Raw genomic sequence first — 18,881 nt, forward strand, 5'->3', positions numbered from 1 at the left:
CCGGGATTCCTACCGGAGATTGCTGGGGAGGCTGCCGCGAGGGCAGATGGTGTCCCTGCTGATCGACAGGGACGGGGGACAGGTGTATCTGGCGTTTCGCCACCGATAGGGGAGAAGAGGAAAAAACCCGCCAAGGAGGGAGCCATGGGGGTTGTGAAGGATCCTGATGTGGCCCGGCGCATCGCCCGGGCGGTCGTGTCGGACATCGTGCTGTACAACGCAAAGAAAGTGGAAGAGGGGATTTCGAAGGACAACCTGTTCGATCTGCTGAAGAACGAGATCGAGGAGGGGCGCAGCTACTACCATAGCCGCATCGACCCCGAGATCGCGAAGAGGACCAATTTCTTCAACCAGGCCCTGGTCGATCTCATGGTGAAGCCGTGGGGCCGCGTGCCCTCCAAGGCCTGGTAGCGTAAGCATTTGAGGGTCACCTGCCGGCTCACGGTTCCTCCGGAGAAAGCGGGGGAGCGGTTGGACCGTTATCTTTCGGACGCCCTGCCCGGATTGTCCCGTTCCCGCGTCCAGCAGTTGATCGGCGAAGGCCTCGTGTCTCTGGGGGGCGCGAAGGCCCGGCCATCGTCCAGGCTGAAAGAAAGCGAGGAGATCACGGTTTCGATTCCTCCGCCCCGTCCCTTGGATCTCGTTCCGGAGGAACGGGCGATCGCCGTGCTGTTCGAGGACGATCACCTGATGGTCGTGGAGAAGCCGGCGGGCATGGTGGTGCATCCTGCTCCCGGCCACAGCGTTGGGACGCTCGTCCATGCCCTTCTATCCCGCGCCGGCCGCCTCTCGGGGATCGGCGGCGTCGAACGGCCGGGGATCGTCCACCGGCTCGACAGGGACACCTCGGGGATCATCGTGGTGGCGAAGGACGACGCTTCCCACGCGGGGCTCTCGGCTCAGCTTGCCGCCCACCGGATGGATCGGCGCTATCGCGGGATCGTGTGGGGAAAGCCTCCGGGGGCGGAAGGGGTGGTCAGGACGAGGGTCGGCAGGCATCCCGTGCACCGGAAGAAGATGGCGGTCTTTCCCGAGGTTCCCCCGCGTTCCCCGCGCGCAGGAGGGGCGGGGAAGCGCGAAGGCGTCGGCCAGGCCGGCGAAAGGGGCAGGCGGGTCGCGGTCACCCGGTACCGGTGCCTTGAGTCGTTCGGACGATTCTCCCTCCTCGAGTTCCGGCTGGAGACGGGCCGAACGCACCAGGTCCGGCTGCACTGCGCCCACCTCTCCTGTCCGATCGTCGGGGATGACGTGTACGGAAGGCCGCGGAAAATCGCTCTGGGCGGAGGAAAAGAGGCGGAGACCGTGACGGTTTCCCGCTTTCTGCTCCACGCGTTCCATCTCGGGTTTCTCCACCCCCTCACGGGGCAACCGCTGGAGTTCACGGTGCCGGACCCCCCGGAGTTCGGCGAGTTCCGGGAGGCGGTCCTGGCCGCGGAGGGATGATGCCACATCGGGACAAGCCCCCGTTCGGGATGCGGAGAACGGCTCCGCTCCCTCGCGGGGGGGCCGCTCGCTTCGTCGCTCGCCTTGCGATTCACCCGCAAGGCTGCGCTCAACACCTCCCGGAAAGCTCCGCTCGGACCCCCCCGCTGCGTCGGCTCCGCCGCATTGACCCCCCGTACGCGGGGAAAGGACCATCCAGGGGAGGGCGGTACGTGTGATCCTCCCCACTTTCGTCCAGTCCCCCCTGCTCCGTTCCGTGCCCGGGATCTACCACGCCTTCCCGGGTGTCGACCCCAAGTCCGGGAGGAAAGACGCGGAGAGATTGCGGACCGTGTTCTCCATTCCGCCATCCGTGATCGGCACTCTGAAACAGGTCCACTCCGCGAACGTTCTGGAGTGGGAAGAGGCGGACGCGGTCCGGGGGAGGGGAGGACAGAGGGAGGGGGACGCCTTGTGGACCGCAATCCCGGGGACGGGAGTCGGGGTCCGGACGGCCGACTGCGTCCCGGTCCTGATCGCCGATCCCGGGGTGCCTGTGTGCGCCGCCGTCCATGTCGGATGGCGGGGGTTTGCCGCCGGGATCATCGAAAAGACCGTTCGCCGGCTCGCCCTGCGGTTCGGCCCCGCTTCGACGCGGAGACTCGTCGCGGTTGCCGGGCCTTCGGCCCGAGGGTGCTGCTACGAGATCGGGGAGGAGGTGGCCGACCTTCTTCGGCCGCTTCCCGGGGGAGGGCGCTTTCTCTTCCCGGGGAGGACCGCCGGGAAGTGGACGGCGGACCTCTCGTCCCTCGCCCTGGAGGGGCTGGCCGCCGCAGGGGTGCCAAGGACGAACCTTGCCGCCACCGGACCCTGCACGGTCTGCTCGCCCTCCTTCCATTCGTACCGCCGTGAAAAGTCCTGGACCGGCCGACAGCTAAGTTTTATCTATATCATTGATTCCTTTCCTCCGGAGATTTTCCCGAAACGACAGGAGACCGAATGAGAGGCGACAACACCCGGCTTCGCATCGAAAACGAGATGTTCGGTCGGAGGGAGAAGAAATATTCGGAAGAGGAGCTGGCGAACTACCTGATGAGCCTTCTCATGGACAACGATCCCCTCCTTTCCGCCGTGACGATCGCGATGGATCCCGAGGGAGAGAGGTTTTCCGTCTTCGCTCACCGTGGCCTGTCGGGGAAATTCATCAAGGAGATGAACGCCTCCCCGGTCGGCGTGACCGAGTATCCGAAGGACGGGGAAACGGAGCGGGTGCTGATCCCCCACACCGAGGCGATGGTCCACGAGTCGCTGCGGAAAGGCGGGAATGCCGTCACCGTCTACCGGGATTAGGCGACGGGCACCGACCGGCGATTTTCCTTGACATTCGGAAACCCCGGGGCAGACAATAAATTATAATTGTTAGACGGGAAACCTGCCGGAGTCTTTTCACCCATCACTAGGACAAGACGAATCAGGAAATCCGACCAAACCCATGATTTCAGGGGGACGTGCATGAATCTGAAAGACCTGAAAGCGATGCGGATCGGGGATCTCACCGAGATCGCGAAGAACCTCCACGTCGATGGCGCGGCGGGGCTCAAGAAACAGGAGCTCATTTTCGCCATCCTGCAGGCGCAGACCGACCAGGAAGTCATCGTGTCCGGCGAGGGAGTGCTCGAGGTGCTCCCCGACGGGTATGGCTTCCTGCGGTCCCCCGATTCGAACTACCTGCCGGGGCCCGACGACATCTACGTCTCTCCCTCCCAGATCCGCAGGTTCGGTCTCCGCACCGGCGACACGGTGACGGGGCAGATCCGGGCGCCCAAGGGGGACGAACGGTATTTCGCCCTCCTCAAGGTGGAGAAGATCAACACCGAGGACCCGGAGATCGCCAAGGACAAGATCATCTTCGACAACCTGACGCCGCTCTATCCGCAGGAGAAGTTCCTGATGGAGTACGTCCACGACAACTACTCGACGCGCATCATCGACCTCATCGCCCCCATCGGGAAGGGGCAGAGGGCGCTGATCACCTCCCCTCCGCGGGCCGGGAAGACGATCATCCTCCAAAACATTGCGAACGGCCTCACGAAAAACCACCCGGAAGTCGTCCTCATCGTCCTGCTCATCGACGAGCGGCCCGAGGAGGTGACCGATATGCAGCGGAGCGTGAAGGGTGAGGTCATCTCCTCCACGTTCGACGAGCCGGCGCAGCGGCACGTGCAGGTGGCCGAGATGGTCCTGGAGAAGGCGAAGCGGCTCGTCGAGCACAAGAAGGACGTGGTCATCCTTCTCGACAGCATCACCCGCCTGGCGCGGGCCTATAACGCGGTGGTCCCGCCCTCGGGGAAGGTGCTCTCCGGCGGCGTGGACGCGAACGCGCTCCAGAAGCCGAAGCGGTTCTTCGGCGCCGCCCGGAACATCGAGGAGGGAGGGTCGCTCACCATCATCGCGACGGCGCTGATCGAGACGGGAAGCCGGATGGACGAGGTCATCTTCGAAGAGTTCAAGGGAACGGGGAATATGGAGCTCGTCCTCGACCGGAAGATCTCGGAGAAGAGGATCTTCCCGGCCATCGACATCAACAAGTCCGGGACGAGGAAGGAGGAGCTCCTTCTCGAGAAGCCCGTTCTCCAGCGGATCTGGGTCCTGCGGAAATTCCTCTCCCCGTTGTCCCCCGCGGAGAGCATGGAATTTCTCCTCGACAAGATTTCCAAGACGAAGACCAACCAGGAATTTCTCGACTCGATGAATTCGTGACCACGGAGGGAGCGACAACCCGATGAAACCGGACATCCACCCGAAATATCGGCCGTCGAAGGTCAAGTGCGCATGCGGGAACACCATCGAGACCATGTCCACGATCGAGGAGATCAAGGTGGCCATCTGCTCGAACTGCCATCCGTTCTTCACCGGCAGGCAGAAGCTGATCGACACGGCGGGCCGGATCGAGAAGTTCCAGAAGAAGTACGGAAAGTCCCAGTAAGGGGCGCAAAGACGTCCCTCCTTCCGTGAATGTCATCCTCCTCCAGTGCACCCCGGAGCCCGAGCGGCTCGTGGCTCTGGCAGCGCGCCTGTGTTACTCCCCCGTCTCGATCGGGGACCTGCGGGAGGACATCTCCCGGAAGGACGTGCGGACCCTCGTGAGGAAGATCCTCTCGATGGGACACGCCTCGGTGCTGGAGCATGTCACCTTCACCTACGGAGTCGAAGGAATCTCCCGGGCGACCTCGCACCAGCTGGTCCGGCACCGCATCGCCTCCTACTCCCAGCAGAGCCAGCGCTACGTCGCCGCGGACTTCGGCTATGTGACACCGATATCCCTTGGCCGGGGCCGGGGCGCGGAGCGGGGCGGAAAGAACCCTTCCCGGGCCGCGAAGGCCCATCCGCTGTATGATAAGTTCGGGAGTCACATGCGGAACTGTTCGGAGCTCTACGAAGAGATGCTGGCGGCCGGCATCCCGCCGGAGGATGCCCGGTTCGTGCTGCCCAACGCCACCGAGACGAAGATCATGATCAGCATGAACGCCCGGGAGCTCCATCACTTCTTCGCGTTGCGCCTGTGCCGGCGGGCCCAGTGGGAGATCCGGGAGATGGCCGGGGAGATGCTGAAGATCGCGCATGCGAAGGCTCCGCTCCTCTTCGAGAACGCGGGCCCGGGATGCCTGCGGGGACGATGCCCCGAGGGGAAGATGAGCTGCGGGGACGCCGCGGGGGTGAAAAAGGAGTTCGCGGCGATGCGCGGGGGTGCGCGATGAGTTCCCCGGGGCAGCAGGAGTTCGTCCTCGGCGGGCAGGCCGTTATCGAGGGCGTGATGATGAAAGGGAGGGGGACTTACGCCGTGGCGGTCCGGAAACAGAGCGGCGAGATCCGGATACGGGATTTCCCGATCGCGGAGAACCCGGCGAGAAAGCGTCTTTCCAAGATGCCCATTCTCCGGGGAGTGATGACCATGGTGGCGATGCTCGCGATCGGGTACCGGGCGCTCCAATACTCGGCGGACGAGGCGATCGACGACGCGGAAGGCGGGAAAGGGGAACGGGACGCCCCGGTCCGGAAAGAAAGCAAGGGGGGGGGAAGCGACCTCCCCATGGCCGCAAGCCTGGCCCTGGCTCTTCTGCTGGGCGTGGGGCTCTTCTTCTGGCTCCCCCTGGTGCTGACCCGCTGGACCGCCGATCTTTTTCCCGCCCTGTCGGGCCGGCTCCTCTTCAACGTCGTGGACGGCGTGATCCGGATTCTCATCTTCGTCCTGTACATCCTCGCGATCGGGCTGATGGGGGACATCCGCCGGATCTTCCAGTACCATGGCGCCGAGCACAAGGCGGTGCACGCGCACGAGAGGGGAGCGGACTTGGCCCCGGAGAGCGTCGCAGGCTTCCCGAGCCTGCACCCCCGGTGCGGGACGAGTTTTTTGCTCTTCGTGATGGTGATCAGCGTCGGCGTCTTCTCCCTCATCCCGCACGAGAGCTCGCTCCCGGCGAAGGTGCTCTTGCGGGTGTTGCTGCTGCCGGCGGTCGCCGGGATCTCCTACGAGGTCCTCCGCCTGTCGGCGAAGCACGGCCGGTCGGGGTTCTTCCGTGCCCTCGTGGCGCCCGGCCTTCTCCTTCAGCGGCTGACGACGCGGGAGCCCGATCTCGCCCAGATCGAGGTGGCCATCGCATCCCTGCGGCGCGTGGCGCACGGCGACGGACCGGAGGTTGTCCATGTGGGATAAGCTCGAAGGCGTCGCGAAGCGCGCCGAAGAGATCACCCGCCTTCTGGCGGATCCCGGCCTGGCGGGCAACTCCCGGGAGATCCAGAAGCTGAACCGGGAACTGGCCGAGCTTCGGCCCCTGGCCGAGGCCTATGCGCAGGTTCGAAGGATCGGGCAGGAACTGGAGGAGAACCGCAGCCTTGCCCAGTCGGAGAAAGACCCGGAGATGCGGGCGCTCGCCAGGGAGGAGATCGCCAAGCTTACGGCGGAGAATGAGCGTCTCGAGGGGGAGATGCGCCTCCTTCTCCTCCCGAAGGACCCGAATGACGAGAAGAACATCCTGATCGAGATCCGCGCAGGGGCCGGCGGGGAGGAAGCCGCGTTGTTCGCGACCGAGTTGTTCCGCTCCTACTCGATGTACGCCTCGATGAAGGGGTGGAAGGTGGAGATGCTCTCCCACAGCGAGACGGGCCTGGGCGGAACCAAGGAAGTCATCGCGATGATCGAGGGAAGGGGCGCCTACAGCCGGCTGAAGTACGAGAGCGGCGTCCATCGGGTTCAGAGGGTGCCTGCCACGGAGGCGGGGGGGCGGATCCACACCTCCACGGTCACGGTGGCGGTGATTCCGGAGGCCGAGGAGGTCGACGTCCAGATCGGTCCCGACGACCTCCGCATCGACGTGTTCCGTTCCTCGGGCCCCGGCGGCCAGAGCGTGAACACGACGGACTCGGCGGTCCGCATCACCCACATCCCCACGGGGCTGGTCGTATCCTGCCAGGACGAGAAGTCCCAGCTGAAGAACAAATCCAAGGCGTTGAAGATCCTCCGTTCGAGGCTGTACGACCTCGAGATGGAGAAGCAGCGCGCCGAGAGGGCGGACATGCGCCGCTCGCTGGTCGGGACAGGGGACCGCAGCGAACGCATTCGCACGTACAACTTCCCGCAGAGCCGGGTGACCGACCACCGCATCGGCCTGACCGTCCATCAGCTCGCCCAGGTGCTGAACGGGGAAATCGACGTGTTCGCGGACGCCCTGATCGGGCACGCCCGGGCCGAAGCGCTCAAGCACGCCGTCTGAAGCGACTCCCCTCGATGCGTCTCTTCGAACTCCTCGCGCTCTGCCGCCGGGAGATGGAGGGACTGGGTCTTCGCGCCTCGCCCGAGGCGGAAATTCTCGTATCCCACCTTTCGGGGATTCCGCGTTCCCGTCTTCCCCTGGAGGGGGAAAGGGAGGTCGGGGACCTGTCCGGCGCGCTCCGTTCCCTCCTGAGGCGCAGGGGTTCCGGCGAGCCCATCCCGTACCTCCTCGGCTCGTGGGAGTTTTACGGGCGGGAATTCCGTCTGACGCGCGAAACGCTCATCCCGAGGCCCGAGACGGAAGGGTTGGTCGAGGGAGTCGTGGATGCGTGGCGTCGGGAGAACCGGGGGGCGGGGAACATGCTCGATGTCGGAACGGGGTGCGGGGCGATCGCGGTGACGCTGGCGGCGGAGCTTCCCCTGGCGGATGTCCTTGCGGTGGACGTCTCCGCGGGCGCCCTGGCCGTCGCCCGGGAGAACGCGCACACCCTGGGGGTCGCGGATCGGGTGCGGTTCTTTCGCGCGGACGGATATTCCGCCTTGAAAAGAGGGTACCGTTTTGATGTAGTGGTGTCGAACCCCCCATACGTTTCCGAAAAGGAATGGGATTCGCTTCCCCGGGAAGTCCGGGGATTCGAGCCGGCTGGGGCGCTTGTGGCCGGTCCGGACGGATTGGCGATGATCCGTCCTCTCGTGGCGGATGCCGGGTTGTACCTGAAGCCGGGCGGGAGGCTCTGGCTGGAGATCGGGGAGTCCCAGGGAGAAGCCGTGCGCAGGCTCCCCTGCGGGCCCCTGCGGTTCCTCGGCGTCGAGAAGGACCTGGCCGGACGGGACCGCGTCGCCCGCTGGTTCATGACCGCGGGGGAAGACCGGCGCGGGGAGAAGGATCGGTAGGGAGGGGCTTCTGGACACGTTTCACATCAGGGGGGGCAAGCCGCTTTCGGGCACCGTTCGGGTGTCGGGGGCGAAGAACGCCGTCCTTCCGATCATGGCGTCGTCGCTGCTCGCGGAGGGGCCCGTGGAGATCGGGAACGCCCCCCGCCTTCGGGACATCGACACGTTCGGGGAGCTGCTGAGGCGGATGGGAGCGTCGGTGGAGCGGGGGGAGGACGGGAAGGGGATTCTCCGGATCGACACCCGTGGGGTACGGAAGCCGGAAGCCCCCTACGAAATGGTCAAGACGATGCGGGCGTCCGTGCTCGTGCTCGGACCTCTCCTCGCCCGGCACGGGAGAGCGAGGATTTCCCTCCCCGGCGGGTGCGCCATCGGGGCTCGTCCGATCGACCAGCACCTCAAGGGGCTTTCCCTCCTCGGGGCGGAGACGTCGCTCTCGGAGGGGTATATCGAGGCGAAGGCGAAGAAACTCACTGGGGCCACGGTCTACTTCGATATGAAAACGGTCACCGGGACCGAGAACCTGATGATGGCGGCCACGCTGGCCCGGGGGACGACCGTCCTGAAAAATGCCGCCCAGGAACCCGAGGTGGAGAGCTTCGCCCGGGCTCTCCGCGACATGGGAGCCGACATCGAGGGGGAGGGGACGGACGAGATCGTCGTTCGGGGAGTTCCCTCTCTCTCCGGATTCCGGCACGAGGTGATCCCCGACAGGATCGAGGCGGCGACGCTGCTCCTGGCGGGGGCGATCACCGGAGGCGACGTGACGGCGGAGGGGGCCGACGCCCGGGCGATGGACGCCGTCCTCGAGAAGCTTTCCGAGAGCGGCGCCGACGTAATCCCCTTGACGGGAGGGGTGCGGGTGCGAAGGAACGGACCGATCCGCTCGGTCAATATCAAGACCTCTCCCTACCCCGGCTTCCCGACCGACGTGCAGGCGCAGTTCATGGCCTACCTGTGTCTGGGCGACGGGTTCAGCATCATCCGGGAGACGATCTTCGAGAATCGGTTCATGCACGTGGCGGAGTTGCGCCGGATGGGGGCGGAGATCGATATCTCCGGGAACACCGCCGCCGTCAAGGGGGTTGCCCGACTCTCCGGCGCCCCGTGCATGGCGACCGACCTCCGGGCGTCCGCCTCCCTCGTGCTGGCCGGGCTGGCCGGGACCGGGATCACCGAGATCCTCCGCATCTATCACCTGGACCGGGGGTACGAGGAGCTCGAAAAAAAACTGTCCTCCCTGGGCGCGGACATCGCCCGGGTGCAGGAGTAGGGGGGGCAGTGCGCTGGGTGAAGTCGGGGACCGGGGCGTTTCGTAAGGCGCTGGCAGACGGGGAGCGACGCGGCGAGACCGATTCGGCGAAGGTTGGGGCCGTGGTGGCCGAGGTGCTGGCCCGGGTGCGGAAGGAGGGCGATGCCGCGCTGGCCGAGTATACCCGGCGGTTCGACCGGTTCGATCTGCGAAAGCGCGGCGCCGCGGTCTCCCGCCGGGAGATCGACGCGGCGTGGCGGCGCACCCCGAAAGCGGTCCGCGATTCCCTGACGCTTGCGGCGGCGCGCATCGAGTCGTTCCACCGCCATCAGACGGAGACCGGCTTCACCGAGGAGACGGCGGGCGCCCTCTGCGGGCAACGCGTGCTGCCGGTCGTCCGCGCCGGCGTCTACGTCCCCGGGGGGAAGGCGGCTTACCCGTCCACCCTGCTCATGAACGCGATTCCGGCGAAGGTGGCCGGCGTCCGGGAGGTGTACGCCGCCTGCTCGGCTCCGGGGGGAGGGGTGCCGGACGTGGTTCTGGCGGCCGCGAGGATCGCGGGCGTCACGGAGGTTTTCCGCATCGGGGGCGCGCAGGCGATCGCGGCGTTCGCCTACGGGACCGGGTCGGTCCCCCGGGTGGACGTGATCGCAGGCCCGGGAAACGCCTACGTCACGGAAGCGAAGCGACAGGTGTACGGCACGGTAGGGATCGACATGCTGGCCGGACCGAGCGAGCTGGTCGTATGGGCCGACGACACGGCGAGAGCCCGTTTCGTGGCTGCGGATCTCCTCTCCCAGGCCGAGCACGACGAGGACGCCTTCGTCGCCCTGGTGACCGACTCCCTTCGCCTGGCGGGGAAGGTGGACACCGAGCTCGCCCGGCAAAGGAAGAAGCTCCCCCGGAAAAAGATCCTGGCCGTATCTCTCTCCCGGGCCGTCGGGTTCCTCGTCAGGGGGCGAGACGAGGGGGTCGGCGTGATCAACCGGCTGGCGCCGGAGCATCTGTCGCTCATGGTCGAGGATCCGTGGGAGGCGCTCGGGCGGATCCGGAACGCGGGGACGGCGTTCGTGGGGCACCACAGCCCCGTCGCGGTGGGGGATTACCTCGCCGGGATCAATCATACGCTGCCCACGGGCGGGGCCGCGCGGTTTTCCTCCCCCCTGGGCGTCGCCACCTTTCTCAAGAGGATGAACGTGGTATCATATCAATTCCGGGCACTTGCGGGCGATGCGCCGCACGTCGTGCGGCTTGCCGGGAAGGAAGGGCTGTTCGCCCATGCCCAGGCCGTCCGGGTACGGACCGGGAAAGGGGGCCCATAGAAAAATGGGAAGGGAAGCGCAGGTCGTCCGCACGACGAAAGAGACCGACGTACGGGTGTCGCTCCGGCTGGAAGGAACCGGGGACGGGAAAATTTCCACCACCGTTCCGTTTTTCGACCACATGCTCACCCTGTTCAGCCGGCACGGGTTCTTCGACCTGACCATCACGGCGAAAGGGGATACCGACGTCGATTACCACCACGTCGTGGAGGACGTGGGAATCTGCCTCGGGGAGGCGTTCCGGAAAAGCCTCGGGACGATGGGGGGGATCGCGCGGTACGCCCACGCGAGCATTCCGATGATCGAGGCGCTGGCCCAGGTCACCGTCGACGTCTCCGCTCGCCCCCACCTGGTGTTCCACTGCCCGCTTCCGGGCGAGAAGGTCGGGTCGTTCGACCTCGAGCTCGTCTCGGAGTTTCTCCGCGCATTCTCCCAGTCCTCCGGGGCGTGCATCCACGTCAACGTCCCGTACGGGTCGAACGCCCACCATACCGTGGAGGCGATCTTCAAGGGGCTGGGGAGGGCCATGTCGGAGGCGGTGCGCATCGATCCGCGCGTGAAGGGAGTGCACTCGTCGAAAGGCGTGCTGGGATGACGGGAGCGGAGGCCATCGGGGTCGTCGACTACGGCATGGGAAACCTGCGCAGCGTGAGCAAGGCGCTCGAGTCGCTCGGGTTTCCGACGGTCGTGAGCGGGCGGCCCGGTGAGCTTTCCCGTTGCGCCGGGATCGTCCTGCCCGGGGTGGGCGCCTTCCGCGACTGCATGAAGAACCTTCGCCGGCAGGGGCTCCTTCCGTTCCTTTCCGACGTTCTCGGCGAGGATCGGCCGTTCCTGGGGATCTGCCTCGGCCTGCAGGTGCTCTTCACCGAGAGCGAGGAATTTGGACGGCACGAGGGGATCGGGTATTTCCGCGGCAAGGTGGTGCGGTTCCCCGCCGGCCTTCAGGGGCCGGGACCGAACGGAGGGACCGTTCCGCTCAAGGTGCCGCACATGGGGTGGAACCGGGTCGACCTCACCATGGATCACCCCGTGTTCCGCGGCATCCCGTCCGGGTCGTATTTCTACTTCGTCCACTCCTATTACGTGGAGCCGGAGGATCCGTCCATCGTCGCCTGCCGGACGCCGTACGGCGTCCTGTTCGCCGCCGCTGCGGGAAAAGGGAACCGGATGGCGGTCCAGTTCCACCCCGAAAAGAGCCAGGGGGCCGGACTCGCCGTCCTGTCCAACTTCGGCTCGCTCTGCCGCGGGGCGAAGGTTCCCTCCCGCGGCCCGGGCGGCTGAGCGGGGGGAGGAGATGGCGTTCCAGGTGATTCCCGCGATCGACATCCAGGGGGGGAAGGCGGTCCGCCTCCGCCAGGGGCGGCAGGACGACTCCACGGTCTTCTCCGACTCCCCGCTCGAGGTGGCGCGGCGGTTCGCGGCCGACGGGGCGACGAGGATCCACGTGGTGGACCTGGACGGCGCCTTCACCGGCAGGCCGGTGAATTTCGACATCATCCGCCGCATCGCGAACGCGGTGGAGGTGCCGGTCCAGGCGGGAGGAGGGGTGCGCAACTACGAGATCGCCGCCCGGTATCTCGGGGCGGGCGTCTCCCGGATCATCCTCGGGACCACGATTGTCCGGAATCCCGAGGAGGTGCTTCGGATCACGAAGGCGTACCCCGGGATGGTGGCCGCCGGAATCGACGCCAAGGAGGGGTTTGTTGCCATACGGGGCTGGGTGGAGGTCACGGGGGTCACGGCCGTCGATCTCGCTCGCCAGATGGAGAAGAGCGGGATCTCCTGCTTCATCTACACGGACATCTCCCGGGACGGCATGCTGACGGGGCCCAACTTCCGGAGCATCCGCGAGTTCGCCAAAGGGCTTGCGGCCCCCGTCATCGCCTCCGGCGGCGTCAGCGCGATGGGGGATCTTGCGGCGCTCAAGGATATGGAAGCCGACGGGGTATGCGGGGTGGTGATCGGTCGTGCGATCTACGACGGCTCCATCTCGCTTGCCGACGCCCTGAAGATGGAAAAGCAGTAACCCCTCGAAAATGCTTGCTAAGCGGATCATACCGTGCCTGGACGTGAAGGACGGCCGCGTGGTGAAGGGCGTCCGGTTCGTCTCCTTGCGGGACGCGGGCGACCCCGTGGAGATCGCCCGCAGGTACGACGAGGAGGAGGCCGACGAACTCACTTTTCTCGACATCACCGCATCCCACGAGAAACGCGACATCCTCATGGATGTGGTGCGCCGCACCGCCGAGCAGGTGTTCATGCCGCTTACGGTCGGCGGCGGCGTCCGGACGATCGACGACATCCGGAACCTGCTTTCCGCCGGGGCCGACAAGGTTTCGATCAACACGGCCGCGGTGGCCGACCCCGAGTTCGTGAAAGGGGCTGCGGAGCGGTTCGGAAGCCAGTGCACGGTGGTGGCGATCGACGCCCGGGCGGTCCCGGGCCGGCCGGGGGAGTGGGAGGTGTACACCCACGGAGGGCGCACCCCGACGGGGATCGACGCCGTGGAGTGGGCGGCCCGGATGGAGCGATACGGGGCGGGGGAGGTCCTGCTCACCAGCATGGACCGGGACGGAACGCGCGACGGGTACGACATCCGGTTGACCCGCACCATTGCGGACCGGGTGGGGATTCCGGTGATCGCCTCGGGAGGGGTCGGGACGCTCGACCACCTGTACGAGGGGCTCACGGCGGGAGGAGCGGACGCGGTGCTTGCGGCGTCCATCTTCCACTACCGGGAATTCACGGTGGCGGAAGCGAAGGAGTACCTGCGGCGGCGGGGCGTTCCGGTTCGCCCCGCGTTCCTGCCGGCCGGCCGGTCCTTCCTTCCCTCGACGGAGGAGGGCGAAGAGCGGGGAAACAACGATCCGGAACGGGCCGTCGGGAGAAAAAAGCGATGATGGCGGACGAGTTTGTCGCCCTGGTGAAGTTCGACGGGAGGGGCCTTGTGCCCGTGGTCACCCAGGACGTTTCCGACAACGCGGTGCTGATGGTGGCCTGGGCCAACGGGGATGCGCTTCGCAACACGTTTGCGACCGGGAGGGCTTCCTACTGGAGCCGCTCCCGGAAATCCCTGTGGGTCAAGGGGGAGACGTCGGGGAACGTCCAGGAAGTGGAGGAGGTGCTCTACGATTGCGACGCGGACACCGTCCTCTACCGGGTGCGGCAGAGCGGGGCGGCCTGCCACACGGGAGAAAGAACCTGTTTCTATCGGAGCGCCTACCGGCGCGAAGGGGGATGACGATGGCGAACGAATGTGTTTTCTGCAGGATCATCCGCAAGGAGGTGCCGTCGCAGCCGATCCATGAGGACCACGATCTGATCGCCTTCCCGGACATCCATCCCGTGGCCCCGGTTCACGTGCTGGTCGTCCCCAAGGAGCACATGGTCAATCTGAACGAGGCGGGAGTCAAGGACGTGACGGTCCTGGGCAAGATGCTCCGGCTTGCGGCCAAGATCGCCAACGAGATGGGGGTGGCGGAATCCGGATACCGGGTGATCATCAACAACGGGGACGACGGCGGGCAGGTCGTACCCCATCTCCACCTGCACCTGATCGGGGGGAAATCCCTCGGGCACAAACTGGGGTGAGCCGGCGGTCTTCCGGCGGCGGGCTGCGTGCGGCCCCCGCGGCGAGGGAGGGGAAAAGGGAGCCCGGCCGGTGAATCGGACGGGATGCCTTGGAGGGGTGGATTTCCTTGACTTACGGGGAAAAATCTGTAAAATACTAAAGTTTACGGCACCAAGTTGGCGGGGGAAGGGGTGATTGCACTATGCCGGGCGTCCGCGTGAAGGAAGAGGAGCCCTTCGAGAGCGTCCTGAAACGGTTCAAGAAGCAGTGCGAGAAAGCGGGAATCCTTTCCGAAATCCGCAAGCGGGAGCATTACGAGAAGCCGAGCGTGAAGCGGAAGAAAAAAGCCCTCGCGGCCAGGAAGCGGGCATTGAAGAAAATGAAGAAAATGAGCCAGTGACCGATGGGGCTCAAGGAACGGATACAGGCGGACATGCAGAAGGCGGCCAAGGAGAGAAACTCCTTGGCCCTTTCTGCTTTGCGGATGGCATTGGCCGCGATCAAGAACAAGGAGATCGAGGAGCGGGGGGAGATCGGGGAAGACTCGATCCTCAAGGTGCTCGCCACGATGGTGAAGCAACGGAAGGAGTCGATCGACCTCTTCCGGCGGGGGGGCAGGGAGGACCTCGCCGGGAAAGAGGCGGCGGAGATCGTCGTCCTGGAGGCGTATTTGCCGAAGGCGCTCTCGGACGCCGAGATCGAAACCCTCGCACGCGAGGCGGTCGGGGCAACCGGGGCGAAGTCCCCGGGGGACATGGGCCGCGTCATGAAGGAACTGATGCCGAAGGTGGCGGGACGCGCCGACGGAAAGACCGTCAACGAGATCGTTCGGCGCCTGCTTGCCGGGTAGCCGGCACGGGAAGAAGGTTGTTCCCTGGCGGTTGCCGCGCCGGGGATTTTTTTCCGACCAGGAAGAGCGAGGGCGGGCCGTACCTTGGGAGGTCGTATCTCGGAGAGCACGCTGCGCGAGATACGGGACAGAACGGACATCGTCGAGGTGGTTTCCGAGACCGTTCGTCTCGCGCGGAGCGGGGCAAGCTTCCGGGGCCTTTGCCCGTTCCACCGGGAGAAGACCCCCTCTTTCTTCGTCCATCCGGCCAAACAGATCTTTCATTGCTTCGGGTGCGGGGAGGGGGGATCGGCTTTCCATTTTCTCATGAAGGTCCGCAACCTGTCGTTTACCGAGGCGGTCGAGCATCTCGGCGAGCGATACGGGGTTCCGATCCGGTACGAGAAGGGGCCGGCTCCGGAGCGTCCGCAGGAGGACCTCTACCGCATCCTCCAGGCCGCCTCCGAAATCTTCCGCGAACTGCTGAGATCGTCCCCCGCCGGCGAGGGCGCCCGGGAATTCCTCCGGCGGAGGGGGCTCCTCCCGGAGGCCGAACAGGAGTTCTTCCTCGGATACGGGGGGAGGGGGAAGGACCTCCTCGAGGCGATCGCGCGCGAGGGGATCGATCCGGCCCGGGCGGAGGCGGCGGGCCTCCTGGTTTCCCGGGAGGGCGGCGGGTACCGGGAACGGTTCCGGGGCAGGGTGATCTTTCCCATTGCGGACGCGAGGGGGCGGATCTGCGGGTTCGGTGCCCGCGCGATCGACGATTCGGTCCCCAAGTACCTCAACTCCCCGGAGTCCCAGATGTACCGCAAGAGTTCCGTCCTGTACGGACTTCATCAGGCGCTTCCGTCGATCCGCAGGGACCGGAAGGTGGTGGTGGTCGAGGGGTATATGGACCTGATCGGGCTGTGGCAAAAAGGGGTGAAAAACGTCGTGGCGACGTGCGGAACCTCGCTCACCGAGAGCCATGCCCGCGCGCTGAAGCGTATGACGGAGGACGTCATCTTACTCTTTGACGGGGATCTGCCCGGGAAGCGTTCGGCGGTGCGGTCCGGAGGTCCCCTGTACGCGGCGGGGGTGAGCCCCCTCGTCCTCTTTCCTCCCAAGGGAATGGACCCGGACGACTGGGCAAAGGAATCCAGCGGGGAGGAGCTTTCCGACAGGATCGGCCGGGCGATCCCGCTGATGGAGTACATCGAGAGGGCGGCGGCGCGCAAATACGATCTTTCCCAGATTGCCGGAAAGCTGTCGTACCTCCAGCTGATGGGAAAGTATCTGCCCTGGATTACCGACCCCGCCGAGGAGAGGTTGTATATCCAGCGGGTGGCGAAGGCGGCCGGGCTGCCCGAAGAAACGGTGATCTCCCGGCTCCATGGGAAAAAGGCCCCTGCCGGGACCGACGCGCCCGGCATCCCGCCCCGGGTCTCCTCCACCCGGCCGGAGGAAGACCTTCTGCTGGGGTTGCTGTCCCGGGATCCCTCCCTGATCGAGGACATCCGACGGGACGGGGTGGAGGGTCTGCTGGAAGGGGAAGCCGCGCGCGACGCGGTGGCAAGGCTCGCGGGGTCGGACGACATGCCCGACCTCCTGTCGGTCCTGAACGAGGCGGTCGGGGAGGATGTGCGGAGGGGGCTTTCGGAGCAGATCTTCCGGGCGGAGATGACGCCCGGGGAAGCGAGGCGGATCTACCCCGAGGTGGTTCTGGGCCTGCAGATCCGGAAGGCGCGACGGGAGCTCGCCCGTCTCCGGGGCGAGATCGGCTCCTCGCCGGGGGAAACGGCGGAGGCGCTGTTCTCGAAGATGCTGGACGTGAGGAACGAGCTGGAGAAGCTGGAACAGCTGAGAAGAACCCGCAGATGAGGGGATGGGGAAATGAACCGAAAGGGAAAACTGGACGGCATCGACGAATTGCTCGAGAAGGGGCGCGCACAGGGGTTCGTGACCTACGACGAGCTGAACAGCGCGCTTCCCCCCGACATTCTCACGGGGGATCAGATCGATGACGTGATGGAGATATTCGGGGAGAACGCGATCGAGGTCGTCGACGCGTTCCAGAAGGTTCCCCTCGCCGGCGGGAATATGCTCATCGGGGAGGAGGCGCAGGAGGAGGAAGCCCCCGAGGAGGAAGAGGAGGAGGTCGAGTACATCGGCGGTGTCAAGGCGAACGACCCGGTGCGGCTCTACCTCAAGGAGATGGGTTCCATCCCGCTCCTGAACCGGGAGGGGGAGGTGAATCTGGCCAAACGGATCGAGGACGGGGAGCGCGAGATCATGGCCGCGGTGAAGAGCTGCTCCATCGCCCTCGACGAGCTGTTTCAGATCGGGGAGAAGCTCCGATCGGGGGAACTGCATATCCGCGACGTGATCAAGGACCTCGACGAGGACTCCAGCGACGAGGAGGAGGTGCAGGCCCAGGAAAAGGTTCTCCGCGTCGTGGCGCGGATCCGGAAGTCGATGCAGTCCGCCCGCGAGCTCGAGCTGCGGCTGAAGAAGGGACGGCTCCCCGAGAAGGAACGGGCGCAGAGGAAGAAGAAGATCGCCACCTTCTCCGGAAGGGTGGAGGAGGCGATCCGGGAGATCCACCTGAAGGAGCGGCAGATCGAGGTCATCGGCGACAAGATCCGCCGGTACGCGGACACGATCGAGCAGGCGGAAGGGCGGATCCGGGAGTGCGTGGAAAGGACCAGGCTCCCCGAGAAAGAGCTGATCGCTCTCATCCGGAAGGTCAGGGGGAGAAAGGACAAGCTGGCGAAGGCCGCCATGAGACACCACGTGGGCAAGGATCGCCTTCTCGCCATGGAGGGGATCATCCAGGAGGCGCGCAAGCAGATCCGCGCCGTGGAGAGGGAGGCGGGCCTGAAGGCCGGCAATCTCACCGAGACGCTCCGGGTGATGGAGCAGGGGGAGCGCAAGGTCCGGGAGGCGAAGCGCGAACTGGTGGAGGCGAACCTTCGCCTGGTGGTGTCGATCGCGAAGAAGTACACGAACCGGGGGCTGCAGTTCCTCGACCTCATCCAGGAGGGGAACATCGGCCTCATGAAAGCGGTCGACAAGTTCGAGTACCGGAGAGGATACAAGTTCTCGACCTACGCCACCTGGTGGATCCGGCAGGCGATCACGAGAGCGATCGCCGACCAGGCGAGGACGATCCGTATTCCGGTGCACATGATCGAGACGATCAACAAGCTGATCCGGACCTCCCGCTATCTGGTCCAGGAGCTCGGGCGGGAGCCCACCCCCGAGGAGATCGCGGAGAGAATGGACATCCCCCTCGAGAAGGTCCGCAAGGTGCTCAAGATCGCGAAGGAGCCCATCTCCCTGGAAACCCCGATCGGGGAGGAGGAGGATAGCCACCTCGGGGATTTCATCGAGGACAAGAACACCGCCTCCCCGGTGGACAGCGCGATCAACATCGATCTCGCCGAGCAGGTGAAGAAAGTCCTGGGGACCCTGACGCCGCGGGAGGAACGGGTCTTGCGGATGCGGTTCGGCGTCGGCGAGAAGTCGGACCACACCCTCGAGGAGGTGGGGCAGGACTTCGAGGTGACCCGGGAGCGCATCCGCCAGATCGAGGCCAAGGCGCTCCGGAAACTGCGCCACCCCAGCCGCAGCAAGCGGCTCCGGACGTTCATCGAGTAGGAAGAGGGAGGTCGTCCCCGGAGATGCCGAGAACCGGATTGACAAGGGCCGAGATGCGCGGGGAGAATGATGATTTGGGGTTTCGCAAAGGAATACGGGCCCATAGCTCAGTTGGTCAGAGCCACCGGCTCATAACCGGTCGGTCCCTGGTTCGAGGCCAGGTGGGCCCACCAGATACT

The 18,881-nt window shown here is 65.8% G+C and carries 22 protein-coding genes and 1 tRNA gene; all 23 read left to right on the top strand.

What is annotated here, in order from left to right; genetic code table 11:
- Positions 1–144: 144 nt before the first annotated feature.
- The 23 genes from VJ307_09100 (at position 145) to VJ307_09210 (ending at position 18,875) form a co-directional block, all read left to right on the top strand.
- Complete coding sequence (locus VJ307_09100; protein ID HJX74299.1) at positions 145–411, top strand: hypothetical protein; 267 nt, start codon at positions 145–147, stop codon at positions 409–411.
- 60 nt (positions 412–471) lie between these two features.
- Positions 472–1,443: an RluA family pseudouridine synthase gene (locus VJ307_09105; GenBank protein ID HJX74300.1), complete on the top strand. Its 972-nt coding sequence runs from the start codon at positions 472–474 to the stop codon at positions 1,441–1,443.
- 214 nt (positions 1,444–1,657) lie between these two features.
- Entirely contained in the window at positions 1,658–2,425 is a 768-nt protein-coding gene (locus VJ307_09110; GenBank protein HJX74301.1) for a polyphenol oxidase family protein, read from the top strand.
- Positions 2,422–2,772, top strand: a complete 351-nt coding sequence (locus VJ307_09115; protein ID HJX74302.1) for a hypothetical protein — start codon at positions 2,422–2,424, stop codon at positions 2,770–2,772. Before VJ307_09110 ends, VJ307_09115 begins: the two co-directional genes overlap by 4 nt.
- 162 nt (positions 2,773–2,934) lie before the next feature.
- Positions 2,935–4,182, top strand: a complete 1,248-nt coding sequence (gene rho / locus VJ307_09120; protein ID HJX74303.1) for a transcription termination factor Rho — start codon at positions 2,935–2,937, stop codon at positions 4,180–4,182.
- Between the two features lie 22 nt (positions 4,183–4,204).
- Positions 4,205–4,408, top strand: a complete 204-nt coding sequence (gene rpmE / locus VJ307_09125; GenBank protein ID HJX74304.1) for a 50S ribosomal protein L31 — start codon at positions 4,205–4,207, stop codon at positions 4,406–4,408.
- Between the two features lie 25 nt (positions 4,409–4,433).
- On the top strand, positions 4,434–5,180 hold the full coding sequence (gene thyX, locus VJ307_09130) for an FAD-dependent thymidylate synthase (GenBank protein HJX74305.1): 747 nt from the start codon (positions 4,434–4,436) through the stop codon (positions 5,178–5,180).
- Entirely contained in the window at positions 5,177–6,136 is a 960-nt protein-coding gene (locus VJ307_09135; protein ID HJX74306.1) for a DUF1385 domain-containing protein, read from the top strand. The genes thyX and VJ307_09135 overlap by 4 nt, the downstream gene beginning before the upstream one ends.
- Entirely contained in the window at positions 6,126–7,193 is a 1,068-nt protein-coding gene (gene prfA, locus VJ307_09140) for a peptide chain release factor 1 (GenBank protein HJX74307.1), read from the top strand. Before VJ307_09135 ends, prfA begins: the two co-directional genes overlap by 11 nt.
- A 14-nt stretch (positions 7,194–7,207) precedes the next feature.
- Positions 7,208–8,086: a peptide chain release factor N(5)-glutamine methyltransferase gene (gene prmC / locus VJ307_09145; protein HJX74308.1), complete on the top strand. Its 879-nt coding sequence runs from the start codon at positions 7,208–7,210 to the stop codon at positions 8,084–8,086.
- Between the two features lie 25 nt (positions 8,087–8,111).
- The gene (gene murA, locus VJ307_09150; GenBank protein ID HJX74309.1) at positions 8,112–9,359 is read left to right on the top strand and encodes a UDP-N-acetylglucosamine 1-carboxyvinyltransferase; all 1,248 of its coding nucleotides are present in this window, start codon (positions 8,112–8,114) and stop codon (positions 9,357–9,359) included.
- 8 nt (positions 9,360–9,367) lie between these two features.
- Positions 9,368–10,660 (top strand): histidinol dehydrogenase, encoded by a 1,293-nt coding sequence (hisD, locus tag VJ307_09155; GenBank protein ID HJX74310.1) that lies wholly within the window; start codon positions 9,368–9,370, stop codon positions 10,658–10,660.
- Positions 10,661–10,664: 4 nt separating this feature from the next.
- Positions 10,665–11,255: an imidazoleglycerol-phosphate dehydratase HisB gene (hisB, locus tag VJ307_09160; GenBank protein ID HJX74311.1), complete on the top strand. Its 591-nt coding sequence runs from the start codon at positions 10,665–10,667 to the stop codon at positions 11,253–11,255.
- Positions 11,252–11,941: an imidazole glycerol phosphate synthase subunit HisH gene (hisH, locus tag VJ307_09165; protein ID HJX74312.1), complete on the top strand. Its 690-nt coding sequence runs from the start codon at positions 11,252–11,254 to the stop codon at positions 11,939–11,941. Before hisB ends, hisH begins: the two co-directional genes overlap by 4 nt.
- Positions 11,942–11,954: 13 nt before the next feature.
- Positions 11,955–12,686, top strand: coding sequence for a 1-(5-phosphoribosyl)-5-[(5-phosphoribosylamino)methylideneamino]imidazole-4-carboxamide isomerase (gene hisA / locus VJ307_09170; protein ID HJX74313.1), 732 nt, complete (start codon positions 11,955–11,957; stop codon positions 12,684–12,686).
- A gap of 10 nt (positions 12,687–12,696) precedes the next feature.
- Entirely contained in the window at positions 12,697–13,560 is an 864-nt protein-coding gene (gene hisF, locus VJ307_09175) for an imidazole glycerol phosphate synthase subunit HisF (GenBank protein HJX74314.1), read from the top strand.
- Positions 13,557–13,901 carry a phosphoribosyl-AMP cyclohydrolase gene (hisI, locus tag VJ307_09180; protein HJX74315.1) on the top strand — a complete coding sequence of 115 codons (345 nt, stop codon included), beginning with the start codon at positions 13,557–13,559 and terminating at the stop codon, positions 13,899–13,901. The genes hisF and hisI overlap by 4 nt, the downstream gene beginning before the upstream one ends.
- A gap of 2 nt (positions 13,902–13,903) precedes the next feature.
- On the top strand, positions 13,904–14,251 hold the full coding sequence (locus VJ307_09185) for a histidine triad nucleotide-binding protein (protein ID HJX74316.1): 348 nt from the start codon (positions 13,904–13,906) through the stop codon (positions 14,249–14,251).
- Between the two features lie 197 nt (positions 14,252–14,448).
- A complete protein-coding gene (gene rpsU / locus VJ307_09190; GenBank protein ID HJX74317.1) occupies positions 14,449–14,631 on the top strand; it encodes a 30S ribosomal protein S21 in 183 nt (60 codons plus the stop codon).
- Positions 14,632–14,634: 3 nt separating this feature from the next.
- Positions 14,635–15,081, top strand: coding sequence for a GatB/YqeY domain-containing protein (locus tag VJ307_09195; protein ID HJX74318.1), 447 nt, complete (start codon positions 14,635–14,637; stop codon positions 15,079–15,081).
- Between the two features lie 84 nt (positions 15,082–15,165).
- Positions 15,166–16,923 carry a DNA primase gene (gene dnaG / locus VJ307_09200; protein ID HJX74319.1) on the top strand — a complete coding sequence of 586 codons (1,758 nt, stop codon included), beginning with the start codon at positions 15,166–15,168 and terminating at the stop codon, positions 16,921–16,923.
- A 12-nt stretch (positions 16,924–16,935) separates the two neighbouring features.
- Positions 16,936–18,702 (top strand): RNA polymerase sigma factor RpoD, encoded by a 1,767-nt coding sequence (rpoD, locus tag VJ307_09205; GenBank protein ID HJX74320.1) that lies wholly within the window; start codon positions 16,936–16,938, stop codon positions 18,700–18,702.
- Positions 18,703–18,798: 96 nt separating this feature from the next.
- Positions 18,799–18,875: transfer RNA gene (locus tag VJ307_09210), tRNA-Ile, on the top strand.
- Positions 18,876–18,881: the final 6 nt, after the last annotated feature.

Source organism: Candidatus Deferrimicrobiaceae bacterium (assembly GCA_035256765.1).
GTDB lineage: Bacteria > Desulfobacterota > Deferrimicrobia > Deferrimicrobiales > Deferrimicrobiaceae > CSP1-8.

Bases quoted from the DNA above. Each gene is read 5' to 3' on its own strand.
- VJ307_09100 (HJX74299.1), top strand. From the start codon at position 145: ATGGGGGTTGTGAAGGATCCTGATGTGGCCCGGCGCATCGCCCGGGCG.
- VJ307_09115 (HJX74302.1), top strand. From the start codon at position 2,422: ATGAGAGGCGACAACACCCGGCTTCGCATCGAAAACGAGATGTTCGGT.
- rho (HJX74303.1), top strand. From the start codon at position 2,935: ATGAATCTGAAAGACCTGAAAGCGATGCGGATCGGGGATCTCACCGAG.
- rpmE (HJX74304.1), top strand. From the start codon at position 4,205: ATGAAACCGGACATCCACCCGAAATATCGGCCGTCGAAGGTCAAGTGC.
- VJ307_09135 (HJX74306.1), top strand. From the start codon at position 5,177: ATGAGTTCCCCGGGGCAGCAGGAGTTCGTCCTCGGCGGGCAGGCCGTT.
- prfA (HJX74307.1), top strand. From the start codon at position 6,126: ATGTGGGATAAGCTCGAAGGCGTCGCGAAGCGCGCCGAAGAGATCACC.
- prmC (HJX74308.1), top strand. From the start codon at position 7,208: ATGCGTCTCTTCGAACTCCTCGCGCTCTGCCGCCGGGAGATGGAGGGA.
- hisB (HJX74311.1), top strand. From the start codon at position 10,665: ATGGGAAGGGAAGCGCAGGTCGTCCGCACGACGAAAGAGACCGACGTA.
- hisH (HJX74312.1), top strand. From the start codon at position 11,252: ATGACGGGAGCGGAGGCCATCGGGGTCGTCGACTACGGCATGGGAAAC.
- hisA (HJX74313.1), top strand. From the start codon at position 11,955: ATGGCGTTCCAGGTGATTCCCGCGATCGACATCCAGGGGGGGAAGGCG.
- hisF (HJX74314.1), top strand. From the start codon at position 12,697: ATGCTTGCTAAGCGGATCATACCGTGCCTGGACGTGAAGGACGGCCGC.
- hisI (HJX74315.1), top strand. From the start codon at position 13,557: ATGATGGCGGACGAGTTTGTCGCCCTGGTGAAGTTCGACGGGAGGGGC.
- VJ307_09185 (HJX74316.1), top strand. From the start codon at position 13,904: ATGGCGAACGAATGTGTTTTCTGCAGGATCATCCGCAAGGAGGTGCCG.
- VJ307_09195 (HJX74318.1), top strand. From the start codon at position 14,635: ATGGGGCTCAAGGAACGGATACAGGCGGACATGCAGAAGGCGGCCAAG.
- rpoD (HJX74320.1), top strand. From the start codon at position 16,936: ATGAACCGAAAGGGAAAACTGGACGGCATCGACGAATTGCTCGAGAAG.